Annotated in this window: 23 protein-coding genes; 8 read left to right on the top strand and 15 right to left on the bottom strand. The window is 61.7% G+C overall.

The features are described from left to right. Positions 1-2: 2 nt before the first annotated feature. Positions 3-2282 carry a phosphoenolpyruvate--protein phosphotransferase gene (gene ptsP / locus AC07Y2_RS02990; protein WP_039767884.1) on the bottom strand — a complete coding sequence of 760 codons (2280 nt, stop codon included), beginning with the start codon at positions 2280-2282 and terminating at the stop codon, positions 3-5. 22 nt (positions 2283-2304) lie between these two features. Then, entirely contained in the window at positions 2305-2784 is a 480-nt protein-coding gene (locus AC07Y2_RS02995) for an RNA pyrophosphohydrolase (RefSeq protein ID WP_003229203.1), read from the bottom strand. A gap of 143 nt (positions 2785-2927) precedes the next feature. Between AC07Y2_RS02995 and AC07Y2_RS03000 the strand changes: the two genes are divergently transcribed. Further along, positions 2928-3584, top strand: a complete 657-nt coding sequence (locus tag AC07Y2_RS03000; protein WP_039767882.1) for a histidinol-phosphatase — start codon at positions 2928-2930, stop codon at positions 3582-3584. Positions 3585-3688: 104 nt separating this feature from the next. On the opposite strand, the gene AC07Y2_RS03005 is transcribed toward AC07Y2_RS03000, so the two are convergent. Together AC07Y2_RS03005 and ilvA are read right to left on the bottom strand one after the other, a co-directional pair. After that, positions 3689-4102: a DUF2269 family protein gene (locus AC07Y2_RS03005; RefSeq protein WP_039767881.1), complete on the bottom strand. Its 414-nt coding sequence runs from the start codon at positions 4100-4102 to the stop codon at positions 3689-3691. A 41-nt stretch (positions 4103-4143) separates the two neighbouring features. Continuing rightward, positions 4144-5658, bottom strand: a complete 1515-nt coding sequence (ilvA, locus tag AC07Y2_RS03010) for a threonine ammonia-lyase, biosynthetic (protein WP_011336426.1) — start codon at positions 5656-5658, stop codon at positions 4144-4146. Between the two features lie 146 nt (positions 5659-5804). On the opposite strand from ilvA, the gene rpiA reads away from it, so the two are divergent. Beyond that, entirely contained in the window at positions 5805-6479 is a 675-nt protein-coding gene (gene rpiA, locus AC07Y2_RS03015; RefSeq protein WP_103385319.1) for a ribose-5-phosphate isomerase RpiA, read from the top strand. A gap of 84 nt (positions 6480-6563) precedes the next feature. On the opposite strand, the gene AC07Y2_RS03020 is transcribed toward rpiA, so the two are convergent. From AC07Y2_RS03020 to AC07Y2_RS03035, 4 genes are all read right to left on the bottom strand, one after another. Next, entirely contained in the window at positions 6564-7481 is a 918-nt protein-coding gene (locus AC07Y2_RS03020) for an SdiA-regulated domain-containing protein (RefSeq protein ID WP_039765416.1), read from the bottom strand. Between the two features lie 117 nt (positions 7482-7598). Continuing rightward, positions 7599-8522 carry an SdiA-regulated domain-containing protein gene (locus AC07Y2_RS03025; protein ID WP_074690097.1) on the bottom strand — a complete coding sequence of 308 codons (924 nt, stop codon included), beginning with the start codon at positions 8520-8522 and terminating at the stop codon, positions 7599-7601. Between the two features lie 223 nt (positions 8523-8745). Further along, positions 8746-9411 carry a fumarylacetoacetate hydrolase family protein gene (locus tag AC07Y2_RS03030; RefSeq protein ID WP_007953483.1) on the bottom strand — a complete coding sequence of 222 codons (666 nt, stop codon included), beginning with the start codon at positions 9409-9411 and terminating at the stop codon, positions 8746-8748. A gap of 40 nt (positions 9412-9451) precedes the next feature. Continuing rightward, positions 9452-10846 (bottom strand): FAD-binding oxidoreductase, encoded by a 1395-nt coding sequence (locus AC07Y2_RS03035; protein ID WP_039765411.1) that lies wholly within the window; start codon positions 10844-10846, stop codon positions 9452-9454. A 204-nt stretch (positions 10847-11050) separates the two neighbouring features. Between AC07Y2_RS03035 and serA the strand changes: the two genes are divergently transcribed. Next, positions 11051-12280 (top strand): phosphoglycerate dehydrogenase, encoded by a 1230-nt coding sequence (gene serA / locus AC07Y2_RS03040; protein ID WP_007953487.1) that lies wholly within the window; start codon positions 11051-11053, stop codon positions 12278-12280. Positions 12281-12392: 112 nt separating this feature from the next. Here the strand turns inward: serA and AC07Y2_RS03045 are convergent, their stop codons facing one another. Next, entirely contained in the window at positions 12393-12818 is a 426-nt protein-coding gene (locus tag AC07Y2_RS03045) for a DUF4399 domain-containing protein (protein ID WP_007953489.1), read from the bottom strand. A gap of 132 nt (positions 12819-12950) precedes the next feature. On the opposite strand from AC07Y2_RS03045, the gene AC07Y2_RS03050 reads away from it, so the two are divergent. Continuing rightward, complete coding sequence (locus tag AC07Y2_RS03050) at positions 12951-13529, top strand: transporter substrate-binding domain-containing protein (protein WP_074690095.1); 579 nt, start codon at positions 12951-12953, stop codon at positions 13527-13529. A gap of 11 nt (positions 13530-13540) precedes the next feature. On the opposite strand, the gene AC07Y2_RS03055 is transcribed toward AC07Y2_RS03050, so the two are convergent. Together AC07Y2_RS03055 and AC07Y2_RS03060 are read right to left on the bottom strand one after the other, a co-directional pair. After that, complete coding sequence (locus tag AC07Y2_RS03055; RefSeq protein ID WP_103385318.1) at positions 13541-14026, bottom strand: 2-thiouracil desulfurase family protein; 486 nt, start codon at positions 14024-14026, stop codon at positions 13541-13543. Position 14027: 1 nt separating this feature from the next. After that, positions 14028-14660 carry a 2OG-Fe(II) oxygenase gene (locus tag AC07Y2_RS03060; protein ID WP_103385317.1) on the bottom strand — a complete coding sequence of 211 codons (633 nt, stop codon included), beginning with the start codon at positions 14658-14660 and terminating at the stop codon, positions 14028-14030. A gap of 108 nt (positions 14661-14768) precedes the next feature. On the opposite strand from AC07Y2_RS03060, the gene AC07Y2_RS03065 reads away from it, so the two are divergent. Further along, complete coding sequence (locus tag AC07Y2_RS03065) at positions 14769-15521, top strand: DUF2059 domain-containing protein (RefSeq protein WP_007953496.1); 753 nt, start codon at positions 14769-14771, stop codon at positions 15519-15521. 1 nt (position 15522) lies between these two features. On the opposite strand, the gene bipL is transcribed toward AC07Y2_RS03065, so the two are convergent. Further along, positions 15523-16473 (bottom strand): phospholipase BipL, encoded by a 951-nt coding sequence (gene bipL / locus AC07Y2_RS03070; RefSeq protein WP_103385316.1) that lies wholly within the window; start codon positions 16471-16473, stop codon positions 15523-15525. Between the two features lie 97 nt (positions 16474-16570). Here bipL and AC07Y2_RS03075 point away from each other — a divergent pair, with 97 nt between their 5' ends. Next, positions 16571-17149 (top strand): DUF6436 domain-containing protein, encoded by a 579-nt coding sequence (locus tag AC07Y2_RS03075; RefSeq protein ID WP_103385315.1) that lies wholly within the window; start codon positions 16571-16573, stop codon positions 17147-17149. A 103-nt stretch (positions 17150-17252) separates the two neighbouring features. Continuing rightward, positions 17253-19664 carry a penicillin acylase family protein gene (locus tag AC07Y2_RS03080; protein ID WP_103385314.1) on the top strand — a complete coding sequence of 804 codons (2412 nt, stop codon included), beginning with the start codon at positions 17253-17255 and terminating at the stop codon, positions 19662-19664. Between the two features lie 14 nt (positions 19665-19678). Here AC07Y2_RS03080 and AC07Y2_RS03085 read toward each other — a convergent pair whose 3' ends face one another. Continuing rightward, complete coding sequence (locus tag AC07Y2_RS03085; RefSeq protein ID WP_074690220.1) at positions 19679-20644, bottom strand: GlxA family transcriptional regulator; 966 nt, start codon at positions 20642-20644, stop codon at positions 19679-19681. 190 nt (positions 20645-20834) lie between these two features. Between AC07Y2_RS03085 and AC07Y2_RS03090 the strand changes: the two genes are divergently transcribed. Continuing rightward, entirely contained in the window at positions 20835-21476 is a 642-nt protein-coding gene (locus AC07Y2_RS03090; RefSeq protein ID WP_039765393.1) for an HD domain-containing protein, read from the top strand. A gap of 58 nt (positions 21477-21534) precedes the next feature. Here AC07Y2_RS03090 and AC07Y2_RS03095 read toward each other — a convergent pair whose 3' ends face one another. Together AC07Y2_RS03095 and AC07Y2_RS03100 are read right to left on the bottom strand one after the other, a co-directional pair. Beyond that, on the bottom strand, positions 21535-22425 hold the full coding sequence (locus tag AC07Y2_RS03095; protein ID WP_007953503.1) for an ABC transporter permease subunit: 891 nt from the start codon (positions 22423-22425) through the stop codon (positions 21535-21537). Beyond that, positions 22422-23172: ABC transporter permease subunit (locus tag AC07Y2_RS03100; protein ID WP_102719534.1), on the bottom strand; the 751-nt coding region annotated here is incomplete at its 5' end. The genes AC07Y2_RS03095 and AC07Y2_RS03100, both read right to left, overlap by 4 nt.

Raw genomic sequence — 23172 nt, forward strand, 5'->3', positions numbered from 1 at the left:
ATCTAGAGGGGTTTGGCCGCCGCCGGATTGACCATCTTCGCCAACCCAAGGTTCTTCAGCGCCAGTTGCAGCGAGCTGTGGATGACCTGCGGGTTGTCGATGGTCATCAGTTCCGCCAGCAGGTCCTTGGCCTTGCTCAGGTTGATCTGACGCAGCATCCACTTCACCTTCGGCAGGTTGGTGGCGTTCATCGACAGGCTGTCGAAACCCATCGCCATCAACAGCACCGCCGCCGCCGGATCACCGGCCATCTCGCCGCAGATGCTCACCGGCTTGCCTTCGGCATGGGCGTCGCGCACCACGGTTTGCAGGGCTTGCAGCACCGCCGGGTGCAGGTAGTCGTAGAGATCGGCCACCCGCGGGTTGTTGCGGTCCACCGCCAGCAGGTACTGGGTCAGGTCGTTGGAGCCGACCGACAGGAAGTCCACCATCCGCGCCAGCTCTTTGGTCTGGTAAACCGCCGCAGGAATTTCGATCATCACGCCCACCGGCGGCATCGGCACGTCGGTGCCTTCGTCGCGCACTTCGCCCCAGGCCCGGTGGATCAGGTGCAGCGCCTCTTCGAGTTCGTGGATGCCGGAGATCATCGGCAGCAGGATTCGCAGGTTGTTCAGGCCTTCACTGGCCTTGAGCATCGCGCGGGTCTGCACCAGGAAGATTTCCGGGTGGTCGAGAGTGACGCGGATCCCGCGCCAGCCGAGGAACGGGTTGTCTTCCTTGATCGGGAAGTACGACAGCGACTTGTCACCGCCGATGTCCAGGCTGCGCATGGTCACCGGTTGCGGGTGGAATGCAGCGAGCTGCTCGCGGTAAATCGCCAGTTGTTCCTTCTCGCTCGGGAAGCGCTGGTTGATCATGAACGGCACTTCGGTGCGGTACAGACCGACGCCTTCGGCGCCGCGCTTCTGCGCTCGCGCCACGTCCGCCAGCAGGCCGGTGTTGACCCACAGTGGCATGCGGTGGCCGTCCAGGGTCACGCACGGCAGGTCGCGCAGGGTATCGAGCCCCAGCGCCAGTTGCTTCTCTTCCTCCACCACCTCGGTGAACTGCTTGCGCAGCACTTCGCTGGGGTTGGTGTAAACCTCGCCCCGTGTGCCGTCGACGATCATTTCGATGCCGTCGACCTTGGCGTACGGCAGATCGACCAGACCCATTACAGTCGGGATACCCATGGCCCGGGCCAGGATCGCGACGTGGGAGTTGCCCGAACCGAGTACCGACACCAGACCGACCAGCGTGCCTTCCGGCACCTCGCCGAGCATCGCCGGCGTCAGTTCTTCGCTGACCAGAATGGTTTTTTCCGGGTAGACCAGGTTCTGCTGACGCTCTTCCTGCAAATAGGCGAGCAGCCGGCGGCCCAGGTCCTTGACGTCCGACGCCCGCTCCCGCAGGTACTCGTCGTCCATCAGATCGAAACGGTTGACGTGATCGGTCACGACCTGGCGCAGCGCGCCCTGGGCCCATTGACCGGTCTTGATCACGTTGGTGATTTCACTGCCCAACGATGCATCGTCGAGCATCATCAGGTAGACGTCGAACAGCGCGCGCTCTTCCGGACGCAGCTGGGTCGCCAGCTTGGCCGACAACGCGCGCATGTCGGCGCGCACGCCTTCGATGGCGGTCTTGAACAGCGCCAGTTCGGCGTCGATGTCGGTGATGGTCTTGTCCGGCACCACGTCCAGATCCGCCGGTGGCAGCATGACCACCGCGGTACCGACCGCTGCGCCCGGCGAACCCGGGACGCCGACGAACTTGGCTTCCTGGATGCCCTTGCCCTGACGGCCCAGGCCACGGATCGAGCCAGTGGCCTCGGCGTGGGCGATTACGCCCGCGAGCTGCGCGCTCATGGTCACGAGGAAGGCTTCTTCACCCTCATCGAACTGGCGGCGTTCTTTCTGCTGGATGACCAACACGCCGACGACACGGCGGTGGTGAATGATCGGCGCCCCGAGGAACGAGGCGTAGCGCTCCTCGCCGGTCTCGGCGAAGTAGCGGTAGCGCGGGTGATCCGCGGCGTTTTCGAGGTTCAGGGGTTCTTCACGCGTGCCGACCAGGCCGACCAGACCTTCGTTGGGTGCCATGCTGACCTTGCCGATCGAGCGCTTGTTCAAGCCCTCGGTGGCCATCAGCACGAAGCGATTGGTCTCTGGATCAAGCAGGTAGACCGAGCAGACCTGGCTGCCCATGGCCTCTTTGACGCGCAACACAATAATCCCCAACGCCGCCTTGAGATCCTTGGCGGAGTTAACTTCCTGGACGATCTTGCGCAGCGTATTGAGCATGGCTCGGGGTCGAACTCCGTCGTCAGTCGCGCGCTAAAAGGCGCGGGGCAAGCTCTTTGAGAGCGCGGCGATACACTTCGCGCTTGAATGTCACCACCTGGCCCAACGGATACCAATAACTGACCCAGCGCCAGCCATCGAACTCCGGTTTACCGGTCAAATCCATCCGCACCCGCTGCTCGTTGGAGATCAGGCGCAGGAGAAACCATTTCTGTTTCTGGCCGATGCACAGCGGTTGGCTGTGGGTTCGCACCAGACGTTGCGGCAAACGATAGCGCAACCAGCCCCGGGTGCAGGCCAGTATTTCAACATCTTCGCGTTCCAGGCCAACTTCTTCGTTCAGCTCGCGGTACAAGGCGTCTTCGGGCGTCTCCTCGGGGTTGATTCCCCCTTGCGGAAACTGCCAGGCATCCTGATTGATACGGCGAGCCCATAGCACCTGGCCGGCGTCATTCGTCAGAATGATCCCGACATTAGGGCGGAAACCATCGGGGTCGATCACGGCAACAACCTCGCAAACGCATGTCGCCGCATTGTTCCACAAAGGTTGTGAAGGCGGCAACGAAGGTTCCGAGCTTATGTGCACTCTTGTGAAAAGACCGTATTCTTGTGGCCTTTTTACTGACTTTTCAGCGGGTAACTGCAATGCGCCTGGCTTTATTCGATTTGGACAACACCCTTCTGGGCGGCGACAGCGATCACGCTTGGGGCGATTATCTGTGCGAACGCGGCTTCCTCGACCCGATCGCCTACAAGGCGCGCAACGACGAGTTCTATCAGGATTACCTGGCCGGCAAACTGGATAACGCCGCATACCTGAACTTCTGCCTGGAAATCCTCGGCCGCACCGAGATGGCCGTGCTTGAGCAGTGGCACAGCGATTACATGCGCGACTGCATCGAGCCGATCGTCCTGCCCAAGGCGCTCGATCTGCTGAAAAAGCACCGCGATGCCGGCGACAAACTGGTGATCATCACCGCCACCAACCGCTTCGTCACCGCGCCGATCGCCGTGCGCCTGGGCGTCGAAACCCTGATCGCCACCGAGTGCGAGATGCAGGACGGTCGCTACACCGGACGCAGCACCGACGTGCCGTGCTTCCGCGAAGGCAAGGTGACGCGCCTGAACCGCTGGCTGGAAGAAACCGGATATTCGCTGGAAGGCAGCTACTTCTACAGCGACTCGATGAACGACTTGCCGCTGCTGGAGCAGGTGACGAATCCGGTGGCGGTCGACCCTGACCCGAACCTGCTGGCCGAAGCCGAGAAACGTGGCTGGCCCGTCATCAGTCTGCGCGGCTGATATCGCCATCGCTGGCAAGGCCAGCTCCCACAAGGAATTTGTGAACGCATCAGATCAATGTGGGAGCGAGCCTGCTCGCGAACGGGTCGACACGATGCCAAGCCTCAAACCGGCTTGGCCCCCATCAACGCCGCAATGGCCAGAAATCCGACGCCGCTGACAATCGCCAGCGCCAGATTGAATTTCCGGTTGCCGACCCCGCTTGTCCACAGCCGATTAAGCCGAACAAGCAGCCAGACCGCACTGAAGGTGGCCACGGCATAGATCACGCTGGACCCCAGAATCCAGAACTGCCCCAGTGGCCAGCCAACCAGGTGCACCAGCCACCAGCCGGTGAAAGGCATGCTGAGCACGCCGATCAGCATCAGACACCAGACGAACAGCCAGGGTCGCTGCATCGTGCTGGCCGGCCCTTCGCTGCGATTACGCCAGGAAGCAGCGGCGAGCCCCAGCCCGCTCGCCAGGATTACCACGGTCGCCGCGACGTGAAGGACTTTCAGGGTGGTCAGGGTTTCCATGTATTTCTCTTTCCTTGGGCCATACCCATCAGCGTAGCCGTTCAGCCAAGAAACAGCTGATAGGCCGGGTTGTCGCTTTCGTCCCAGTACGGGTAGCCGATTTCCTCAAGGGCTGCGGGAACCAGATGACGTTCGTCGTGGGGCACTTGCAGGCCCGCCACTACTCGTCCGTCTGCTGCTCCGTGGTTGCGGTAGTGGAACATCGAGATGTTCCAGCGACCGCCGAGCTTGTTGAGGAAGTTGAACAGCGCGCCCGGACGCTCCGGGAACTCGAAGCGCAGCACCACTTCATCGACCACGTGCGCGGCGCGCCCGCCGACCATGTGACGGATGTGCAGTTTGGCCAGTTCGTTGTCGGTCAGGTCGAGTACCGGGAAACCCTGCTCGGTCAGGCTCGCCAGCAGTGCACTGCGCGGGTCGTTGTCCGGGTGGGTCTGCACGCCAACGAAGATGTGCGCTTCGCTGCCATTGTTATAGCGGTAGTTGAATTCGGTGATCTGGCGCTTGCCGATGGCCTCGCAGAACGCCTTGAAGCTGCCGGCCTTCTCCGGGATGGTCACGGCGATAATCGCTTCGCGGCCTTCACCCAGTTCGGCGCGCTCGGCGACGTGGCGCAAGCGGTCGAAGTTGACGTTGGCCCCGGAGTCGATGGCCACGAAGGTCTGGCCGCTGACGCCGCGCTGCTCGACATACTTCTTGATACCGGCCACGCCCAGGGCACCAGCCGGTTCGGTGATCGAACGGGTGTCGTCGTAGATGTCCTTGATCGCCGCGCAGATTTCGTCGGTGCTGACGGTGATCACTTCGTCGACGTAATCCTTGCAGATGTCGAAGGTGTGCTGGCCGATCTGCGCCACCGCCACGCCATCGGCGAAGATACCCACGGTCGGCAGAACAACGCGTTCGCCCGCGGCCATCGCCGCTTGCAGGCAGTTGGAGTCGTCGGGCTCGACGCCGATGACCTTGATGTCCGGGCGCAGGTATTTCACGTAGGCCGCGATGCCGGCGATCAGACCGCCGCCGCCCACCGGAACGAAGATCGCATCCAGCGGCTGCGGGTGCTGGCGCAGAATTTCCATCGCCACGGTGCCCTGCCCGGCAATGGTGTGCGGATCGTCGTACGGGTGGATGTAGACGTAGCCTTTTTCGTCGACCAGCTTCAGCGAGTAGGCCAGCGCTTCCGGGAAGGAATCGCCGTGCAGCACCACTTTGCCACCGCGCGAGCGCACGCCTTCGACCTTGATCTCCGGGGTGGTCTTGGGCATCACGATGGTCGCTTTCACGCCCAACACTTTCGCCGCCAGGGCCAGGCCCTGTGCATGGTTGCCCGCCGACGCGGTGACCACGCCGCGAGCGCGCTCTTCGTCGCTCAACTGGGTCAGCTTGTTGTAGGCGCCGCGAATCTTGAACGAGAACACTGGCTGCAAGTCTTCACGCTTGAGCCAGATGTCGTTGCCCAGCCGCTCGGAGAGCTGGCGGGCGTTCTGCAGCGGGGTTTCTACGGCAACGTCATAAACGCGCGAGGTGAGGATCTTCTTGACGTACTGTTCGAGCATCGGAAAGCATCACTGGCGATTGGGCGGGACCAGCGAGTCTAACCCGGCTTTTGGGCGCACGACCACACGAATCCAGAGGTTTTAGCCCGGCTTGAGGCTATAATGCCGGCCTTTCCGTTCTTACCTTGCCCGCTTACGGAGCCCGCATGACCCAGGATCAACTCAAACAGGCCGTGGCCCAGGCTGCCGTCGACTTCATCCTCCCGAAACTCGACGACAAGAGCATCGTCGGCGTCGGCACCGGCTCCACCGCCAACTGCTTCATCGACGCCCTGGCCCAGCACAAGGGCGCGTTCGATGGCGCGGTCGCAAGCTCCGAAGCCACCGCCGCGCGCCTCAAGGGCCACGGGATTCCGGTGTACGAGCTGAACACCGTGAGCAACCTGGAGTTCTACGTCGACGGCGCCGATGAAAGCGACGAACACCTGAACCTGATCAAGGGCGGCGGCGCAGCCCTGACCCGCGAGAAGATCGTCGCGGCCGTGGCCCAGACCTTCATCTGCATCGCCGACGCCAGCAAACTGGTGTCGGTGCTCGGCGCGTTCCCGCTGCCGGTGGAAGTGATCCCGATGGCCCGCAGCCACGTGGCCCGCCAACTGGTGAAACTGGGCGGCGACCCGGTCTACCGCGAAGGCGTGCTGACCGACAACGGCAACATCATCCTCGACGTGCACAATCTGCAGATCACCAATCCGGTGGAGCTGGAAGCGCAGATCAATGCGATCGTCGGCGTGGTCACCAACGGCCTGTTCGCGGCGCGTCCGGCAGACCTGCTGTTGCTGGGTACTTCCGAAGGTGTGAAAACACTGAAGGCTGAGTAAGCCGAAACTGCCCGTATTTTGGTGGGCAGATGAAAAAACTGTGGGAGCCAGTTTGCTAGCTCCCACATTGTTAGATGGTGCTGGTTAGTTCTGCACAGGCTTCCTGAAGACATAAAACAGATTCGGCTCGCTCACCAGATACAACGCCCCATCGTCATCCATCGCGATACCTTCCGCCTGCGGCACGGTTTTCTTCAGACCCTGCCGGCCACCGCTCAACGACATGGTGCTCAACGGGCGCCCGTCCACATCCAGCTCCAGAATCAGCCGCGACTCGTCGGACAGCGCCAGTAAATGACCGCTGCGCTCGTCGTATTGCAGGCTCGACAGATCGCGCACGAACATCCCGGCATCGCGCTTGGGATTGTTGATCACGTGTACTGCGTAGGATTTTTCCGGATTGAAGTGCGGGAAACCGTGCACTTCATAGATCAGCATCGGGTCCCGCTCCTTGGCCACGAACAGGCGCTTGCCCACCGAGTCGTACGCCAGGCCTTCAAACCCCTTGTTGCCGCTCATGTGCACACCGAGGGTCATTTGCTCGGCGTCCGCCGCATCAAGGAACGTGGTGTCGTGCTCCAGATGGATCTTGATCAGGCGCTGCTGGCGCTCGTCGGTGATCACATAGGTGTCGGCGCTGATGAACTCCACCGCCTCCGGATCGCCGAAGCCGATCAAGGCGACACGGCGCAGGATCGTGCCATCCAGCGACAGCTCGATCAGTTCGGCATTCTTGTTGGTCACGGTGAACAGGCTCTTGCGCACCGGATCGTAGGTCAGCGCGGACACGTCGTCGTTCAGCCCATCGATGACTTTCGCTTCAATCTCTGCCCGATATTGATCCAGCCCGATGGACTGGCTGCTCATCGGCTGCCAGAGCGTATGCAGGTTGAACCAGGCACGCTCGAACAGGCGCATGTATTGGCCGATCGCAATCAATGCGACCAGGGCAATCATCGACAGGGTGATGAACAGAGGCTTGGGGCGGGCAAGTCGACGCATTCAGGCAGGCTCGGAGTCAAAACAGGCGGATGAAATATCACGCCTGTCTGAACTGAAGCTTAATGGCCACTTGCCTCAGGCCACAACTGCACAGATCTGCAATTGCTGTAGGAGAGATTACTTCTGCTTTTCGAAGCGGTAGAACAGGTTCGGCTCGCTGACCATGTACAGCGTGCCCGAGTCGTCCATGGTTACGCCTTCGGCGCGGGGAATGGTTTTCTTCAAACCGTTGAAACCGCCGAGCAGGGTCATGAAGCTGACCTGTTCGCCCTTCTCGTCCAGCTCCAGCAACAGGTGCGAATCAGCGGACAGAACGAGGGTGTGACCGGTGCGCGGATCGATCGCCAGGGCCGACAGGTTACGAATATCGAGTTCGTCGCTGTCGAGTTTCTGCTTGTCGCCCTTGAGCGTCTGGCTGCCGTCGCTTTTCCAGGTGAACAGCGCGGGTGGACGCTCTTCGCCCAGTAGCAGTTGCTGGTTACGGGCGTCCCAGGTGATGGCTTCGAAGGCCTTGTTCTGGTCCTTTGACGGGCCGAGGTCGTATTTAGGGAAATCGTCACGCTTCAGTTCACGAGTCTCGGCATCGACCTTGACGATGGAGAGCAAGTGCTCGCGCTCATCGACAATCGCCATCAAGCCGTTTTCCATCACCGTAAGGCCTTCCGGATTGCTCCAGCCCACCAGGGGCATCTTGCGCAACACGTCGCCCTGCAGGGTCAGCTCGACCAGGAACGGATTCTTGCCCATCACCGAAAACAGGGTTTTGGTCTGCGGGTTATAGGAAAGATCCGAAGCTTCGTCCTTTTCCATGCCCGGCAACAGCTTGGCGTCGATGACCACCCGGTAGTCCGGGAGCCAGACGCTTTCCTGCTTCTCGGCCGTACTTTCGAAGCGCTCCAGCAGCCACAGCACACCTCGATCATCCCAATGCATGGCAAACGCCAGCCCGTACGCAGCGGCGGCTGCCAGCAACAGCCAGGAATACCAGCGCAGGGCGAAGCGTGAACGGCGGGCGGGTTTGAGCTGAGTTTGAGATGACATCAAAGGACGCGTTCCGAAAATTCAGGCTACGGGTAATAGCACAAAGAGGCCGGCTCAGACGCCAGAATGACCGGAATTATCCGGACAGAATGTGAAAAAAACGGTAAATGGCCGGAATGCCCTGCGTCTTTGCAGGCCGCATCACAAAACGAAAACGGGAGATTGCAGACTTGAGGGCTGAGCTCAAACCTGCAATCTCCCGCTCGGTAACGCGATGTACGGATCAGCGAACGCTGCTGGTGAAGCGACTGGCGCCCGGCAGCTCCAGCACGATCTCATCACCGACATTCAGCGGGCCGACGCCCACCGGCGTGCCGGTCAGGATCACGTCACCGGCCTGCAGCGAGAAGCAGCCGGCCATGTGCTGGATCATCGGCACGATCGGGTTGAGCATTGCGCTGCTGTTGCCGTCCTGGCGCACTTCGCCGTTGATGGTCAGGCGAATGCCGATGTCGGTCAGGTCGGCAAAGGTGCTGCCCACCACGAATGGCGCAATCACCGCCGCGCCGTCGAACGACTTGGCGATTTCCCACGGCAGGCCCTTGGACTTGAGCTCGGCCTGCTTGTCACGCAGGGTCAGGTCCAGCGCCGGGGCGAAACCGGAGATCGCGTCCAGCACTTCTTCACGGCTCGGTTTGGTCGACAGCGGTTTGCCGATCAACACGGCGATTTCCGCCTCGTAATGCACCGAGCCACGCTCGGTCGGAATGCTGAAACCGCCTTCCAGCGGCACCACGCAACTGCCCGGTTTGATGAACAGCAACGGCTCGGTAGGCACCGGGTTGTCCAGTTCCTTGGCGTGTTCGGCGTAGTTACGGCCGATGCACACCACTTTCCCCAGCGGAAAATGAATCCGCGTACCGTCGACATACTGGTGCTGATAGCTCATTACCGACTCCTGCCTTTATTGATTCATCAGGGATTGCCAATCAAACCGCGAAAATCTTGCCCGGATTCATGATGCCGTTCGGGTCGAACACCGCCTTGACCGCTTTCATGTATTCGATTTCCACCGGTGAGCGGCTGTAGGTCAAGTAGTCGCGCTTGGTCATGCCCACCCCGTGTTCGGCGGAAATCGAACCGTTGTACTTCTCGACGGTTTCGAATACCCATTTGTTGACGGTGGCACACTTGGCGAAAAACTCGTCCTTGCTCAGGTTGTCCGGCTTGAGGATGTTCAGGTGCAGGTTGCCATCGCCGATGTGGCCGAACCAGACGATTTCGAAGTCCGGGTAGTGTTCGCCGACGATCGCGTCGATTTCCTGCAGGAACGCCGGGACTTTGGAGACGGTGACCGAGATGTCGTTCTTGTACGGAGTCCAGTGGGAGATGGTTTCGGAGATGTACTCGCGCAGCTTCCACAGGTTCTGCAACTGGGTTTCGCTCTGGCTCATCACGCCGTCCAGCACCCAGCCCTGCTCCACGCAATGCTCGAAGGTTTCCAGGGCGGTGTTGGCCACTTCTTCGGTGGTCGCCTCGAATTCCAGCAAAGCATAGAACGGGCAGTCGGTTTCGAATGGCGCCGGGACATCGCCACGGCCCATGACCTTGGCCAGCGCCTTGTCAGAGAAGAATTCGAACGCGGTCAGGTCGAGCCGGCCCTGGAAGGCGTGCAGCACCGGCATGATCGAATCGAAATCAGCGGTGCCGAGGACCATCGCGGTCAGGTTTTTCGGCGCGCGGTCCAGGCGCATGGTGGCCTCGACCACAAAACCGAGGGTGCCTTCAGCGCCGATGAACAACTGCCGAAGATCGTAACCGGTGGCGTTCTTGATCAGATCCTTGTTCAGTTCCAGCACGTCGCCCTTGCCGGTCACGACCTTCATGCCCGCCACCCAATTGCGGGTCATGCCGTAGCGAATGACCTTGATTCCGCCGGCATTGGTGCCGATGTTGCCGCCAATCTGGCTGGAACCTGCCGAAGCGAAATCCACCGGGTAGTACAAGTCATGTTCTTCGGCGGCGTTCTGCAATTGCTCGGTGACCACGCCCGGCTGACAGACGGCGGTGCGGTCGGTCAGGTTGATGTCGAGAATCTGGTTCATGTAGTCGAACGACACGACCACTTCGCCATTGGCGGCCACGGCTGCGGCGGAAAGCCCGGTGCGCCCGCCCGACGGCACCAGCGCCACTTTGTGTTCGTTGGCCCAGCGGACGACGGCCTGCACCTGCTCGATGGTCTTGGGAAACACGATGGCGCTGGGCGCCGGGGCGAAGTGTTTGGTCCAGTCCTTGCCGTAAGCGTTCAAGGAGTCGGCATCGGTCAGGACTTTGCCAGGCTCGACCAGGGTCTTCAGTTCATCAATCAGGGCAGGATTGGTCATCGACGGAACTCTCGAACAATTCATGGTCATCCTGAGAACGCTTCACGTCGCAGGAATGAGTGTTTAGCAGGGTGGCTATGCTAGCATACCGACCCCGCAGGCCAGTGCCCAAGGCCGGCTCTGCGGTGACGGCTTTCTTGTCGTCCAGGTCAATGTCTGTTGACCATTTCCTGCCATTTTTCTCCGGGATACAGGTTTACGCAGATGAGCAAGACTTCTCTCGATAAGAGCAAGATCAAGTTCCTTCTTCTCGAAGGCGTCCACCAATCGGCTGTCGACGTCCTCAAGGCGGCGGGCTACACCAGCATCGAATACCTGACAGGCTCCCTGCCGGAAGCCCAGCTCAAGGAAAAGATCGCTGACGCTCACTTCATCGGCATTCGTTCGCGCACCCAGCTGACCGAAGAGATCTTCGATCACGCGAAGAAACTGGTCGCGGTCGGCTGTTTCTGCATCGGCACCAACCAGGTTGACCTGGAAGCGGCCCGCGAGCGCGGCATCGCCGTGTTCAACGCGCCGTACTCAAACACCCGCTCCGTGGCCGAGCTGGTGCTGGCCGAAGCGATCCTGCTGCTGCGCGGCATCCCTGAGAAAAACGCGTCCTGCCACCGTGGCGGCTGGATCAAGTCCGCAGCCAACTCCTTCGAGATCCGTGGCAAGAAACTGGGCATCGTCGGCTACGGCTCGATCGGTACTCAGCTGTCGGTCCTGGCTGAAGGTCTGGGCATGCAGGTGTTCTTCTACGACACCGTGACCAAGCTGCCACTGGGCAACGCGACCCAGGTCGGCAACCTGCACGAGCTGCTGGGCATGTCCGACATCGTCACCCTGCACGTTCCGGAAACCGCTGCGACCCAGTGGATGATCGGCGAGAAGGAAATCCGCGCCATCAAGAAGGGCGGCATCCTGATCAACGCTGCACGCGGCACCGTGGTCGAGCTGGATCACCTGGCCGCCGCGATCAAGGACAAGCACCTGATCGGCGCCGCCATCGACGTGTTCCCGGTCGAGCCGCGTTCCAACGACGAAGAGTTCGAAAGCCCGCTGCGTGGCCTGGACAACGTGATCCTGACCCCGCACATCGGCGGTTCCACCGCTGAAGCACAGGCCAACATCGGTCTGGAAGTGGCAGAGAAACTGGTCAAGTACAGCGACAACGGTACTTCGGTATCGTCGGTGAACTTCCCGGAAGTGGCCCTGCCGGCTCACCCTGGCAAGCACCGCCTGCTGCACATCCACGAGAACATTCCGGGTGTGATGAGCGAGATCAACAAGGTCTTCGCCGAAAACGGCATCAACATCTCCGGTCAGTTCCTGCAGACCAACGAGAAGGTCGGCTACGTGGTGATCGACGTCGACGCCGAGTACTCGGAGCTGGCGCAAGAGAAGCTGCAACACGTCAACGGCACCATCCGTAGCCGCGTGCTGTTTTAAGAGCAGCTGCGAGCAGCAAGCTTCAAGCGGCAAGTGAACAGCGCTTTTGCTTGAAGCTTGAAGCTCGCAACTCGCCACTGATAAAAAAGGGAGCCCCGAAGGGCTCCCTTTTTTATTCGACGTTGACGGTGATCTTCTTCGACACGATCGGCGGATCGAACGCCATGTGGCCGCTGTCACCCAGCTCCAGCTGCAGGGTGTGCTTGCCCGGCGCGAGCTTGATGTCGGCCTGGGTCTGCGCCTTGCCGAAGTGCATGTGGTTGGCGTCGGTCGGCACGACGGAGCCGGCCGGAACGATTTCCTTGGCATCGATCAGCAGGTGGTGATGACCGGTGTTCTTGGTGACGTCACCGGCCGGTGCCAGCGCGATGTCCTTTACACCGAACTTGACCGTGAAGGTCTGCGGAACCGTGGCTCCGTCCTCGGGAGAAACGATGAACACTTCGGCGCCCTTCGGTGCCGGTGTGGCCGCACTGGCCAGTACCGAAACACCCATCAGCACACCGGCCAACGCTGCACGTGACATAAAGCTTTTCATTTTCTTCTCCAGTTTTTCCGTAAAATCCGCACGGTCATGACAACTTCATGACCATTCGTTGTCGAAGGCACTCGACAACCATAGCAAAGCGAGCCTGGAAAACAGGCCGATATCGATTTCAAAGGAGTGACCATGCGTTTTCTGCCTGGCCTGATCTGCCTGCTTCCCCTTCTGAGCCCTCTGGCTCACGCCGAACTGATTGATGACGTCTACGACCGTGGCGAGTTGCGCATAGCCCTTGAGGCTAATACACCGCCCTTCAATTTCAAGGACGGCGACACGCTCACGGGGTTCGAGGTCGAGCTTGGGCAATTGCTGGCCAACGAACTGGATGTGCGGGCCGACTTCATCGTCACCGACGAGGCCGACCTGCTCCAGGGTGTTGAAAGCGGCAAGTACGACATCGCGCTCAACCACATAGCACTGACCCCGGAACTCAAGGATCGTTTCGACGTCAGCGAACCTTACACGCAGGTCAATGCGCAGTTGCTGGCGAAAAAGGACGAGCAACCTCGGCCGATGGTGCTGGTGCAGACGTTGACTGAGGAAAAGCCGAAGGTTGGGCCGCCGGTAGATCTGGCGATTCCGTTTCAGAAGGGTAACCCGGCGTTTCACGCGAGTCTGGAGAATGCCTTGCAGCGGATCAGGGCGGATGGGCGGCTTGAGGCATTGAGGCAGAAGTGGTTGAGTGTGCAGGCTACGGAAAACTGAAGTGAACGTGACTAGTCGAGCAAGCTGAGGGCCTGTGCGGCTTGCGGCAGTTCGAGTTCGCTGAAGACCTGCACCCCATGGCGCTTCAGCAACGCGGCGGTAACCCCCTCGCCACTCACCTTCACCCCACTGAACGTGCCGTCATAGGTCAACAGATTCCCGCACGAAGGACTGTTGGCCTTGAGCACTGCCACCCGAATCCCGTGCTTTTGCACCAGCGCCAGCGCCTGCCGCGCACCGTCGAGAAACTGCGCACTGACGTCTTCGCCGTCGGTGGTGATCACCGAGGCGAGCCCGTCCAGCACTTCGCTGCCCTGCCCGCCCGGAATCTCCGCTGCCGCCCGTGGCGTCGGCAAACCACCGGCGACTTCCGGACACAACGGCACTACCCGGCCTTCGCTGATCCACTGCTCCAGCAGATCGAACGGCCCGCTGGCTCCACCGTCGTAACGCACGCGATGGCCCAGCAGGCAGCGACTGACCAGAATCCTGTGCATCTCAGAACGGCTCGTTGCCACGGCGGCGGAACCAGCCTGTCAGCGACAGCCGCTCGCGATTGGCCGGCAACACTTCATGAGGGACTTCGCCGGAGAGAAACACCACCAGACAACCGCCCGTAGGCTGTACGTCATGAACGCGGTCATGCTCCAGGTACATACGCAGTTGCCCGCCATCCTCCGGCAACCAGCCCTCATTGAGGTAGATCACCGCCGAGACCATGCGCCGGTCATCGTCGCGGAAACGGTCGACATGCTTGCGATAGAAAGCACCCGGCGGGTACAGGGCGAAGTGGCACTCGAAGTCTTCAAGCCCGAGGAACAGGCCCCGGTTGAGCGCTTCACGCAAGCTGTCCATCAGGTTCAGGTAACGGTCGCTGGCTTCGGCCTGACCAGGATCGATCCATTGGATATGGTCGCCACGAATCCCCTCGCGGATCTCCGAAAACGGGCCACGTCCGACCCCCGCCGGCGCCAGTTCACCTTCGGCGTCACGTTTGCGGCACTCGGCCGCCAGTGCGCGGGTCAAATCCGCAGGCAGGAAAATGTTCTGCTGCGACCAGCCGTGCTCGGCCAGGTCGTCGACGATACGTAACAGCAGCGGGTGATCAGAGGATATTTGCATGGCGCGCATAGTATGCCTGCGGCAAGAAATCCGACAGAGCCACGCGGCGGCTGGATACGAATTCTCGACAAGTACTGGCACCGCACGGAGAATAGTCGGCTGCCGACAGGAGTCCTTATGCGCCGTTTGCTTTTTTCACTGTTGATGTTCTGCGTTTTGCCCGCCTGGGCGGACGGCCACGACCAGTTGTACAAGGTCGCCGGCTGGCCAGAACAACGCGCGCATTTCAACGACGCCCTGAGTGCCGCGCAGCAGCGTTACCAGAACAGCCTGCCGCCGGCGGTGTTTCAGGCGCTGGTGAACAACAGCAACCAGCGCTTCGCCCCCCAAGCCGTGGATCAACGCGCCGAAGCGCAACTGCGCAAGAACCTCGCCGATCCGAAACCGGCCCTGTCGTTCTTTCAGTCACCGCTGGGCAAGAAGATCGTCGCCGCCGAACTGTTGGCGACCCGCCGCGATCAACTGGCAAAAAACGCCAAGGGCCTGCCGAAGATGCCGGCCAGCGACAGCCGCCTGCTGATCATCGGCCACCTCGCCCAGGCCCTTCCCGCCCGTGAAGCCGGCGCCGAAGTCAGCCTGGCGATTGCCGGCGTGGCGGCGGACAGCCTGAGTTCGATGATCCCCGGCCTGCTCGGCGGCGGTCAGGCCCAGGGCATGTTGAACGGTCAACGCCAGCGCCTGATGGATCAGATCGGTGCCGACCTGAACAACACCCTGCTGTACGTCTATCGCGACCTGTCGGATGAAGAACTTGAAGAGTTCGCGACCTTTGCCGAATCCACCGAAGGCAAGGCCTACTATCAGGCCGCGCTGGCAGCAATCCGCGCCGGGCTCGCCGTCGGCCAGAGCACCTCGAACCTCAACCAGTGATCTAGGGATTGCGGCCCTTGATCCGCTTGCTCAGAAACTCGAAATACTCCTCGCGCATTTCTGCCGTCTCGTTGGCCAGGTGATGCCGCGCCTCGGCCAGCAACAGAATCTGTGGCCGGTCGAACTTCCACTTCAACACCTGCAGGTTGTGCTGCCAGTCCACGGTCATGTCCGCCTGGCCTTGAACAATCAGCGGCCGGCGCGGACTTTTCTTCGCGTATTCAACGCGGTTGATCCAGCGTGACAACGCCCCGACCCATGCGGTCGGCAAGCGTTTTGGCTGCAATGGATCGGCCTGCAGAAACGGCAGGAAATCCGGGTCATTGGAGTTCTCGCTGAAACGCCGGGCGATACCCCTGACAAAGGGCCGCAGCAGGTAATAACTGAACTGCGACCAACCCCAGGCACGCGGGCGCACCAACGGCGCCAACAAAATCAACTGCCCCTGCGCCGGGCTGTTTTCACCATGATTGAGCACGTGATCGACAATGATCGCCCCGCCGGTGCTTTGCCCGCACAGGTGCCATGGCTGCGGCAGGGCAATCGAGCGCGCCTCGGCGAACAGGCCTTGCAGCGCATCCTGATACTCGGAGAAATCGCGGATGCTCGCCCGCTCGCCGCTGGACAACCCATGCCCCGGCAGATCGCAGGCAATCACCGCAAACCCCTGATCCAGCGCCCACTCGATCACATGCCGGTACAGGCCGGTGTGGTCATAAAAACCGTGCACCAGAAACAGCGTGGCCCTGGCCGTTTCCGATGGCCACCAGCAATGGCTGACCAGTTGATAGCCATTGATGTCGAACCGGCCCATGCCGCGCCAGACATCACGTTCCGGAAAGTCGGTCTTGTAGAACCGCTGATACGCCTTCGCCTCCTCGGACAACGGCTGCCACTCGGCCAAAGGCTTGAGGCTCGCACGCAGATGATCGGGATCGAAAGCAACAGACATGGGCAATTCCAGAACGGTAAACGGACTTTATCGGCCTGCGATATTCATCTGTCGCGGCAAGCATGGCAAGCTAGCCGGCCTTCGAGGAATCAAATCCATGCGCTCGCCCTACCGCACCGCACTGCTTGCCAGCCTGCTCGCCATCGTGTGTGCCGGCGTGCTGTGGGCCGCGTACGACTGGTTTCAGGGCCGCTACCTGCGGGCGTTCAGCGAACACACTGCGGTATTTTCCGGCGACCCGTTGCGCCTGCCCGACGACCTCGCCGGCCCCGGCAATATCCGTCTGGTGCACTTCTGGGATCCGGCCTGCCCATGCAACGTCGGCAATCAACAGCACCTGACCGAGATGGTCGAACAGTTCGGCCCCAGGGGCGTGGAATTCTTTGCTGTGCAGAAGACCGGCAGCCACGGCCAGTTGCCCGCCACCCTCAGCAATCTCAAAACCATCGCGGTGCTGCCCGGCTCCGAACAGATTCCCGCCAGCCCCGCCGTGGCGATCTGGGACCGCAGCGGCAGACTGGCGTACTTCGGCCCGTACAGCGAAGGCCTGACGTGCAACTCCAGCAACAGTTTTATCGAACCGATCCTGCAAGCGTTGAGTGATGATCGCCCGGTTAATGCGACTCATACGTTGGCGGTTGGTTGCTACTGCCCGTGGCCGGCGGAGACGAAGTAAGGCATTCCGGACATTTCAAGGACGGCGATGCGCAGCACACGAGGCGTGTGCTAATTGTTTGCAGCCCGCACGGGCGGCAACCCCGAATGCACAAGGAGTCACCATGAAACGCGTCTTCACCGTTCTTGCCTTGCTCATCGTTGTCCTGCTCGCCGCCGGCGGCTGGTATGTCTACAGCAAGCAACCAACGCGTCAGGGCCAGGTGGAGCTGCGCAACCTGCAAGGCTCGGTGACCGTGCGTTACGACGAGCGCGGTGTGCCGCACATCCGTGCCGAAAACGAAACCGACCTCTACCGCGCCCTCGGTTATGTGCACGCCCAGGATCGCCTGTTTCAGATGGAAGCCATGCGCCGTCTCGCCCGAGGCGAGCTGGCCGAAGTGCTCGGGCCGAAACTGCTCGACACCGACAAGCTGTTCCGCAGCCTGCGCATCCGCGAACGCGCCGCCAGTTACGTGGCCGGCCTCGACAAGCAGTCACCGGCGTGGAAGGCCCTGCAAGCCTATCTGGACGGCATCAATCAATATCAGGACTCGCACGCCGCCCCCGTCGAGTTCGACGTGCTGGGCATCCCCAAGCGGCCGTTCACCGCCGAAGACAGCATCAGCGTCGCCGGCTACATGGCCTACAGCTTTGCCGCCGCGTTTCGCACCGAACCGCTGTTGACCTACGTGCGCGATCAACTGGGCGCCGATTACCTCAACGTCTTCGACCTCGACTGGCAGCCCAAGGGCGTGCTCGCCAAGGGCCACGCCAGCAGCGCACCGACCCTCGCCGCCGAAGACTGGAAAGACCTGAACACCCTCGCCCGCGTCAGCGAACAGGCGCTGATCGACAACGGCCTGCCGCAATTCGAAGGCAGCAACGCCTGGGTGATCGCCGGCAGCCACAGCAAGAGCACCAAGCCGTTGCTGGCGGGCGATCCGCACATTCGTTTTTCGGTGCCGTCGGTGTGGTACGAGGCGCAGCTGTCGGCGCCGGGCTTCGAACTCTACGGTCATCATCAGGCGCTGGTGCCGTTTGCCTTTCTCGGCCACAACCTGGATTTCGGCTGGAGCCTGACCATGTTCCAGAACGATGACCTGGATCTGATCGCCGAGAAGGTCAATCCGGACAACCCGGATCAGGTCTGGTATCGCGGCCAGTGGAGCGACATGGTCAAGACCGAGCAGCAGATCGCGGTGAAAGGCCAGACGCCGGTGACCATCACCCTGCGCCAGTCGCCCCACGGGCCGATCGTCAACGACGCCCTCGGTACAGCCGCAGGGAAAACCCCGATTGCGATGTGGTGGGCGTTCCTCGAAACACCGAACCCGATCCTCGAAGGTTTTTACCAGCTCAACCGCGCCGACACCCTGGCCAAGGCCCGCGCTGCAGCGGCCAAGGTGCAGGCACCGGGGCTGAACATCGTCTACGCCAACGCCAAGGGCGATATCGCGTGGTGGGCCTCGGCACTGCTGCCCAAACGTCCGGCAGGGGTGAAGCCTGGCTTCATTCTCGACGGCAGCGGCAATCAGGCGGACAAGGACGGCTACTTCCCGTTCAGCGCCAACCCGCAGGAAGAGAACCCGGCGCGGGGCTATATCGTCTCGGCCAACTTCCAGCCCGTGTCGCCGACCGGCATGGAGATTCCCGGTTACTACAACCTCGCCGACCGTGGCCAGCAGCTCAACCGCCAGCTCGCCGACAAGAACGTGAAGTGGGACAACGAGGCCAACCAGAAGCTGCAACTGGGTACCGCCACCGGTTATGGCCCGCGTCTGCTGGCGCCGTTGCTGCCGGTATTGCGTGAAGTGGTGAGTGATCCGGCGCAGCTGAAACTGGTCGAGCAACTGGCCCAATGGCAAGGCGACTACCCGCTGGATTCGGTCAGTGCGACGGTGTTCAACCAGTTCCTGTTCAACCTCGCCGACGCAGCAATGCGCGATGAGCTGGGCAATGATTTCTTCGAAACCCTGCTGTCGACCCGAGTGATCGATGCGGCGCTGCCCCGGCTCGCGGCGAATGCCGATTCACCGTGGTGGGACAACCGCAGCACGCCGAACAAGGAGACCCGCGCCGACACCGTGCGCGCTGCGTGGCAGGCGAGCATGGCGCACCTGAAGTCGACCCTCGGCGACGACGCTTCCGGCTGGCAATGGGGCAAGGCGCATACGCTGACCCATGGTCATCCGCTGGGTCAGCAGAAACCGCTGGATCGCATTTTCAACGTCGGCCCGTTCGCCGCACCGGGCTCCCATGAAGTGCCGAACAACCTCTCGGCGAAGATCGGTCCGGCACCGTGGCCGGTGACCTACGGCCCGTCGACCCGCCGGCTGGTGGACTTCGCCGACCCGGCTCACAGCCTGACCATCAACCCGGTGGGCCAGAGCGGCGTGCCGTTCGACAGTCACTATGACGATCAGGCAGAGGCTTATGTGGACGGGATGTATGTGCAGGCGCATTTCAGTGAGGAAGAGGTGACGGCGAATACGCGGAGTACGCTGAAGCTGCTGCCAAAGCGGGCTGAGCCATAAAAGCCGCCCTCGGCTCAAACCATCGCCGCAAAATTCAGCCGAAACTGCTGCGCCGTCACCCCCAACCGCCGGCTGAACACGCTGCGCATATGTTGCGCATCACGAAACCCGCACTGATACGCCACCGTCTTCAGCGGCGCCCTGGTGCTTTCGAGCATCACCCGCGCCGCATCCACCCGCGCCCGTTCGACGAATTCCGCCGGGGTGACTTTCGCCTCCCTGGCAAACACCCGAGAGAAATTCCGCGCACTCATGTTCGCGGCATTCGCCAGATCAGCGATGGTCAGGTCGCCGGTGAGATTGGCCAGCACATACAGCTGCACCATCGCCACCGCCGACGTCGGTTCGGCGTGGGGCGTAAGGAACGGACTGAACTGCGACTGCCCGCCCGAGCGCTGGGTGAACACCACCAGCCGCTTGGCCACACTCAGCGCCACCTCGGCCCCGTGATCACGCGCCAGCAGGTACAGCGACAGATCGATCCCCGCCGTCACCCCCGCCGAGGTGTAGAGCTGGCCGTCCTCGACGTACAACCGATCGGCCTCAACCCGGCTCGACGGGCACAACTGCGCCAGTGCCTCGGCGTCGTTCCAGTGGGTGGTGACCGTGCGCCCATCCAGCAACCCGGCACGGGCGAGCATGAACGCGCCGTTGCAGATCGAGCCAAAACGCCGCGCCCGACCACAGGCCTCACGCAACCAGGCATCGAATGCCTCGCCGAAATCCAGAAACGGCAACTGCGGTCCGCCCGCCACCAGCAGCAAATCGTAGACCTGCGACGCTTCGCTGAAATGCCGATGCGCACTCAGGGTCAGCCCGTTGGAACACGCCATCGGCCCGCGCTCGACGCCGATCACGTCGAGCCGGTAATGATCCTCCGGCGCCAGGAAGCGGTTGGCCTCGGCAAACACGTCCATCGGCCCGCTTACATCCAGCGCCTGCACGCCGGGAAATACCACGATGGCGACGGTTCTGTTCATGACGATGTCAGCTCCCGGGGAATGGCGGATCAGCGCCAACCCTAGCCAATCCTCGCCGCAGAAGCGAGCTGGCACGATTTGCAGGTGCAATGGCAAGGATCGCAGCCATGGATCGATTGTCCGGTCTGGCCCCCGGGAACAGACTTTCTCCATCAGCGCCGTGACGGCGTTTTCGACGAGGAAGCTCAACATGACCACGACCATTGCCGGTATCCGGATCCCCGACAGCGCCCTCGCCCGGGCCACCACCGAATACATCCGCGACATCGAATCCGACCTGCTTTACCACCACTCGCGCCGGGTGTTTCTGTTCGGTGCCTTGAGTGGAGAACGCCAGCAACTGGCCTACGATCCGGAGCTGCTGTACGTCGGCGCGATGTTCCACGACCTGGGTCTGGTCGAAGGCCACCGCAGCGACGACGAGCGCTTCGAGGTCGATGGTGCCAACGCAGCCGCAGCGTTTCTAAAACCGTATGGGCTGAGCGACGACGACATCGAGCAGGTGTGGCTGTCGATCGCCCTGCACACCACGCCGGGGGTGCCGAAGCATCTGCGCCCGACCGTGGCGCTGGTGACCGCAGGCGTCGAGATGGACGTGCTGGGCATGGACTACGCGGCGTTCACCACGGTGCAGCGCGAAGCCGTGGTGCATGCGCATCCACGGGGCGAAGGCTTCAAGGAGTGCATCATCTGCGCGTTCGCCGACGGCTTGCGTCATCGCCCGCAGACCACGTTCGGCAATGTGAAGACCGACGTGCTGAAAGATCAGGCGCCGGGGTTCAAGCCGATGAACTTCGTCGAAGTGATTCGCCAGTCGCCCTGGGTTTCCTGACCGGCATAAAAAAACCTCGCGACCGTGACCGGTCGCGAGGTTTTTTGTATCCGCAGACTTAAGCCGCTTCCGGCGTCGGCGCCCGGCGCACGTCCGGTTGCTTCCACGAATCCGCAGCACCTTCTTCGATGGCCTGCTGAATCGCTTTCTTGCGGGCTTCTTCGGCACGGCGGCTGAAGAACCAGACCAGGAAGGTCACCAGCGACACCGCCAGCAGAATCAGGCTGGCCACGGCGTTGATCTCAGGCTTCACGCCCAGACGCACCGCCGAGAACACTTCCATCGGCAGGGTCGTCGAACCCGGGCCGGAGACGAAGCTCGCCAATACCAGGTCATCCAGCGACAGGGCGAACGACATCATGCCGCCCGCCGCCAGCGACGGCGCGATCATCGGGATGGTGATCAGGAAGAACACCTTCCACGGACGCGCACCGAGGTCCATCGCCGCTTCTTCGATCGACAGGTCCAGCTCACGCAGACGCGCCGACACCACCACCGCCACATACGCCGCACAGAACGTGGTGTGGGCGATCCAGATGGTGACGATGCCACGCTCCTGCGGCCAGCCGATCATCTGCGCCATCGCCACGAACAGCAGCAACAGCGACAGACCGGTAATCACCTCAGGCATGACCAGCGGCGCGGTGACCAGGCCGCCGAACAGCGTGCGGCCCTTGAAGCGGGTGATGCGGGTCAGCACGAAGGCTGCCAGCGTACCCAGCGCCACGGCGGCAATCGCGGTGTAGCAGGCGATTTCCAGCGAGCGCACCACCGAGCCCATCAGCTGCGAGTTGTCGAGCAGGCCGACGTACCACTTCACCGACCAGCCGCCCCACACCGTCACCAGTTTCGAGGCGTTGAACGAGTAGATCACCAGGATCAGCATCGGCAGGTAGATGAACAACAGGCCGAGCACCAGCATCAGGCTGGAGAAACGGAAGCGCTTCATTCTTTACCCTCCATTTCCTTGGCCTGACTGCGGTTGAACAGGATGATCGGCACGATCAGGATCGCCAGCATCACCACCGCCAGGGCGGACGCCACCGGCCAGTCACGGTTGTTGAAGAACTCTTGCCAGAGCACTTTACCGATCATCAGGGTTTCCGGACCGCCGAGCAGTTCCGGGATCACGAACTCGCCCACCACCGGGATGAACACCAGCATGCAGCCGGCGATGATGCCGTTCTTGGACAGCGGCACGGTGATTTTCCAGAAGCTGTTGAAGGTGCTCGAACCGAGGTCGGAAGCGGCCTCCAGCAGGCTGGTGTCGTGCTTCACCAGGTTGGCGTACAGCGGCAGGATCATGAACGGCAGGTACGAGTAGACGACGCCGATGTACACCGCGAGGTTGGTGTTGAGGATCTGCAGCGGCTCATCGATCAGGCCCATGCTCATCAGGAAACCGTTGAGCAGGCCGTTGTTGCTGAGGATGCCCATCCACGCATAGACGCGGATCAGGATCGCGGTCCAGGTCGGCATCATGATCAGCAGCACCAGCACCGTTTGTAGCTCTTTGCGGGCGCTGGCGATGGCGTAGGCCATCGGGTAACCGATCAACAGGCACAGCAGCGTGCTGAAAAACGCCATCTTCAGCGAGCCGAGGTAGGCGGCGATGTACAGCTCGTCGTCGCCGAGCATCGCGTAGTTGCCCAGATTCAGCAGCAGTTGCAGCTTCTGCTCGGCGTAGGTGTAGATC

The organism is Pseudomonas sp. GW456-12-1-14-TSB6 (assembly GCF_059424205.1).

Excerpts from the sequence above, each read along its gene's own strand:
- ptsP (WP_039767884.1), bottom strand. The coding sequence starts at position 2,282 with ATGCTCAATACGCTGCGCAAGATCGTCCAGGAAGTTAACTCCGCCAAG.
- AC07Y2_RS03000 (WP_039767882.1), top strand. The coding sequence starts at position 2,928 with ATGCGCCTGGCTTTATTCGATTTGGACAACACCCTTCTGGGCGGCGAC.
- AC07Y2_RS03005 (WP_039767881.1), bottom strand. The coding sequence starts at position 4,102 with ATGGAAACCCTGACCACCCTGAAAGTCCTTCACGTCGCGGCGACCGTG.
- ilvA (WP_011336426.1), bottom strand. The coding sequence starts at position 5,658 with ATGCTCGAACAGTACGTCAAGAAGATCCTCACCTCGCGCGTTTATGAC.
- rpiA (WP_103385319.1), top strand. The coding sequence starts at position 5,805 with ATGACCCAGGATCAACTCAAACAGGCCGTGGCCCAGGCTGCCGTCGAC.
- AC07Y2_RS03020 (WP_039765416.1), bottom strand. The coding sequence starts at position 7,481 with ATGCGTCGACTTGCCCGCCCCAAGCCTCTGTTCATCACCCTGTCGATG.
- AC07Y2_RS03025 (WP_074690097.1), bottom strand. The coding sequence starts at position 8,522 with ATGTCATCTCAAACTCAGCTCAAACCCGCCCGCCGTTCACGCTTCGCC.
- AC07Y2_RS03030 (WP_007953483.1), bottom strand. The coding sequence starts at position 9,411 with ATGAGCTATCAGCACCAGTATGTCGACGGTACGCGGATTCATTTTCCG.
- AC07Y2_RS03035 (WP_039765411.1), bottom strand. The coding sequence starts at position 10,846 with ATGACCAATCCTGCCCTGATTGATGAACTGAAGACCCTGGTCGAGCCT.
- serA (WP_007953487.1), top strand. The coding sequence starts at position 11,051 with ATGAGCAAGACTTCTCTCGATAAGAGCAAGATCAAGTTCCTTCTTCTC.
- AC07Y2_RS03045 (WP_007953489.1), bottom strand. The coding sequence starts at position 12,818 with ATGAAAAGCTTTATGTCACGTGCAGCGTTGGCCGGTGTGCTGATGGGT.
- AC07Y2_RS03050 (WP_074690095.1), top strand. The coding sequence starts at position 12,951 with ATGCGTTTTCTGCCTGGCCTGATCTGCCTGCTTCCCCTTCTGAGCCCT.
- AC07Y2_RS03055 (WP_103385318.1), bottom strand. The coding sequence starts at position 14,026 with ATGCACAGGATTCTGGTCAGTCGCTGCCTGCTGGGCCATCGCGTGCGT.
- AC07Y2_RS03060 (WP_103385317.1), bottom strand. The coding sequence starts at position 14,660 with ATGCGCGCCATGCAAATATCCTCTGATCACCCGCTGCTGTTACGTATC.
- AC07Y2_RS03065 (WP_007953496.1), top strand. The coding sequence starts at position 14,769 with ATGCGCCGTTTGCTTTTTTCACTGTTGATGTTCTGCGTTTTGCCCGCC.
- bipL (WP_103385316.1), bottom strand. The coding sequence starts at position 16,473 with ATGTCTGTTGCTTTCGATCCCGATCATCTGCGTGCGAGCCTCAAGCCT.
- AC07Y2_RS03075 (WP_103385315.1), top strand. The coding sequence starts at position 16,571 with ATGCGCTCGCCCTACCGCACCGCACTGCTTGCCAGCCTGCTCGCCATC.
- AC07Y2_RS03080 (WP_103385314.1), top strand. The coding sequence starts at position 17,253 with ATGAAACGCGTCTTCACCGTTCTTGCCTTGCTCATCGTTGTCCTGCTC.
- AC07Y2_RS03085 (WP_074690220.1), bottom strand. The coding sequence starts at position 20,644 with ATGAACAGAACCGTCGCCATCGTGGTATTTCCCGGCGTGCAGGCGCTG.
- AC07Y2_RS03090 (WP_039765393.1), top strand. The coding sequence starts at position 20,835 with ATGACCACGACCATTGCCGGTATCCGGATCCCCGACAGCGCCCTCGCC.
- AC07Y2_RS03095 (WP_007953503.1), bottom strand. The coding sequence starts at position 22,425 with ATGAAGCGCTTCCGTTTCTCCAGCCTGATGCTGGTGCTCGGCCTGTTG.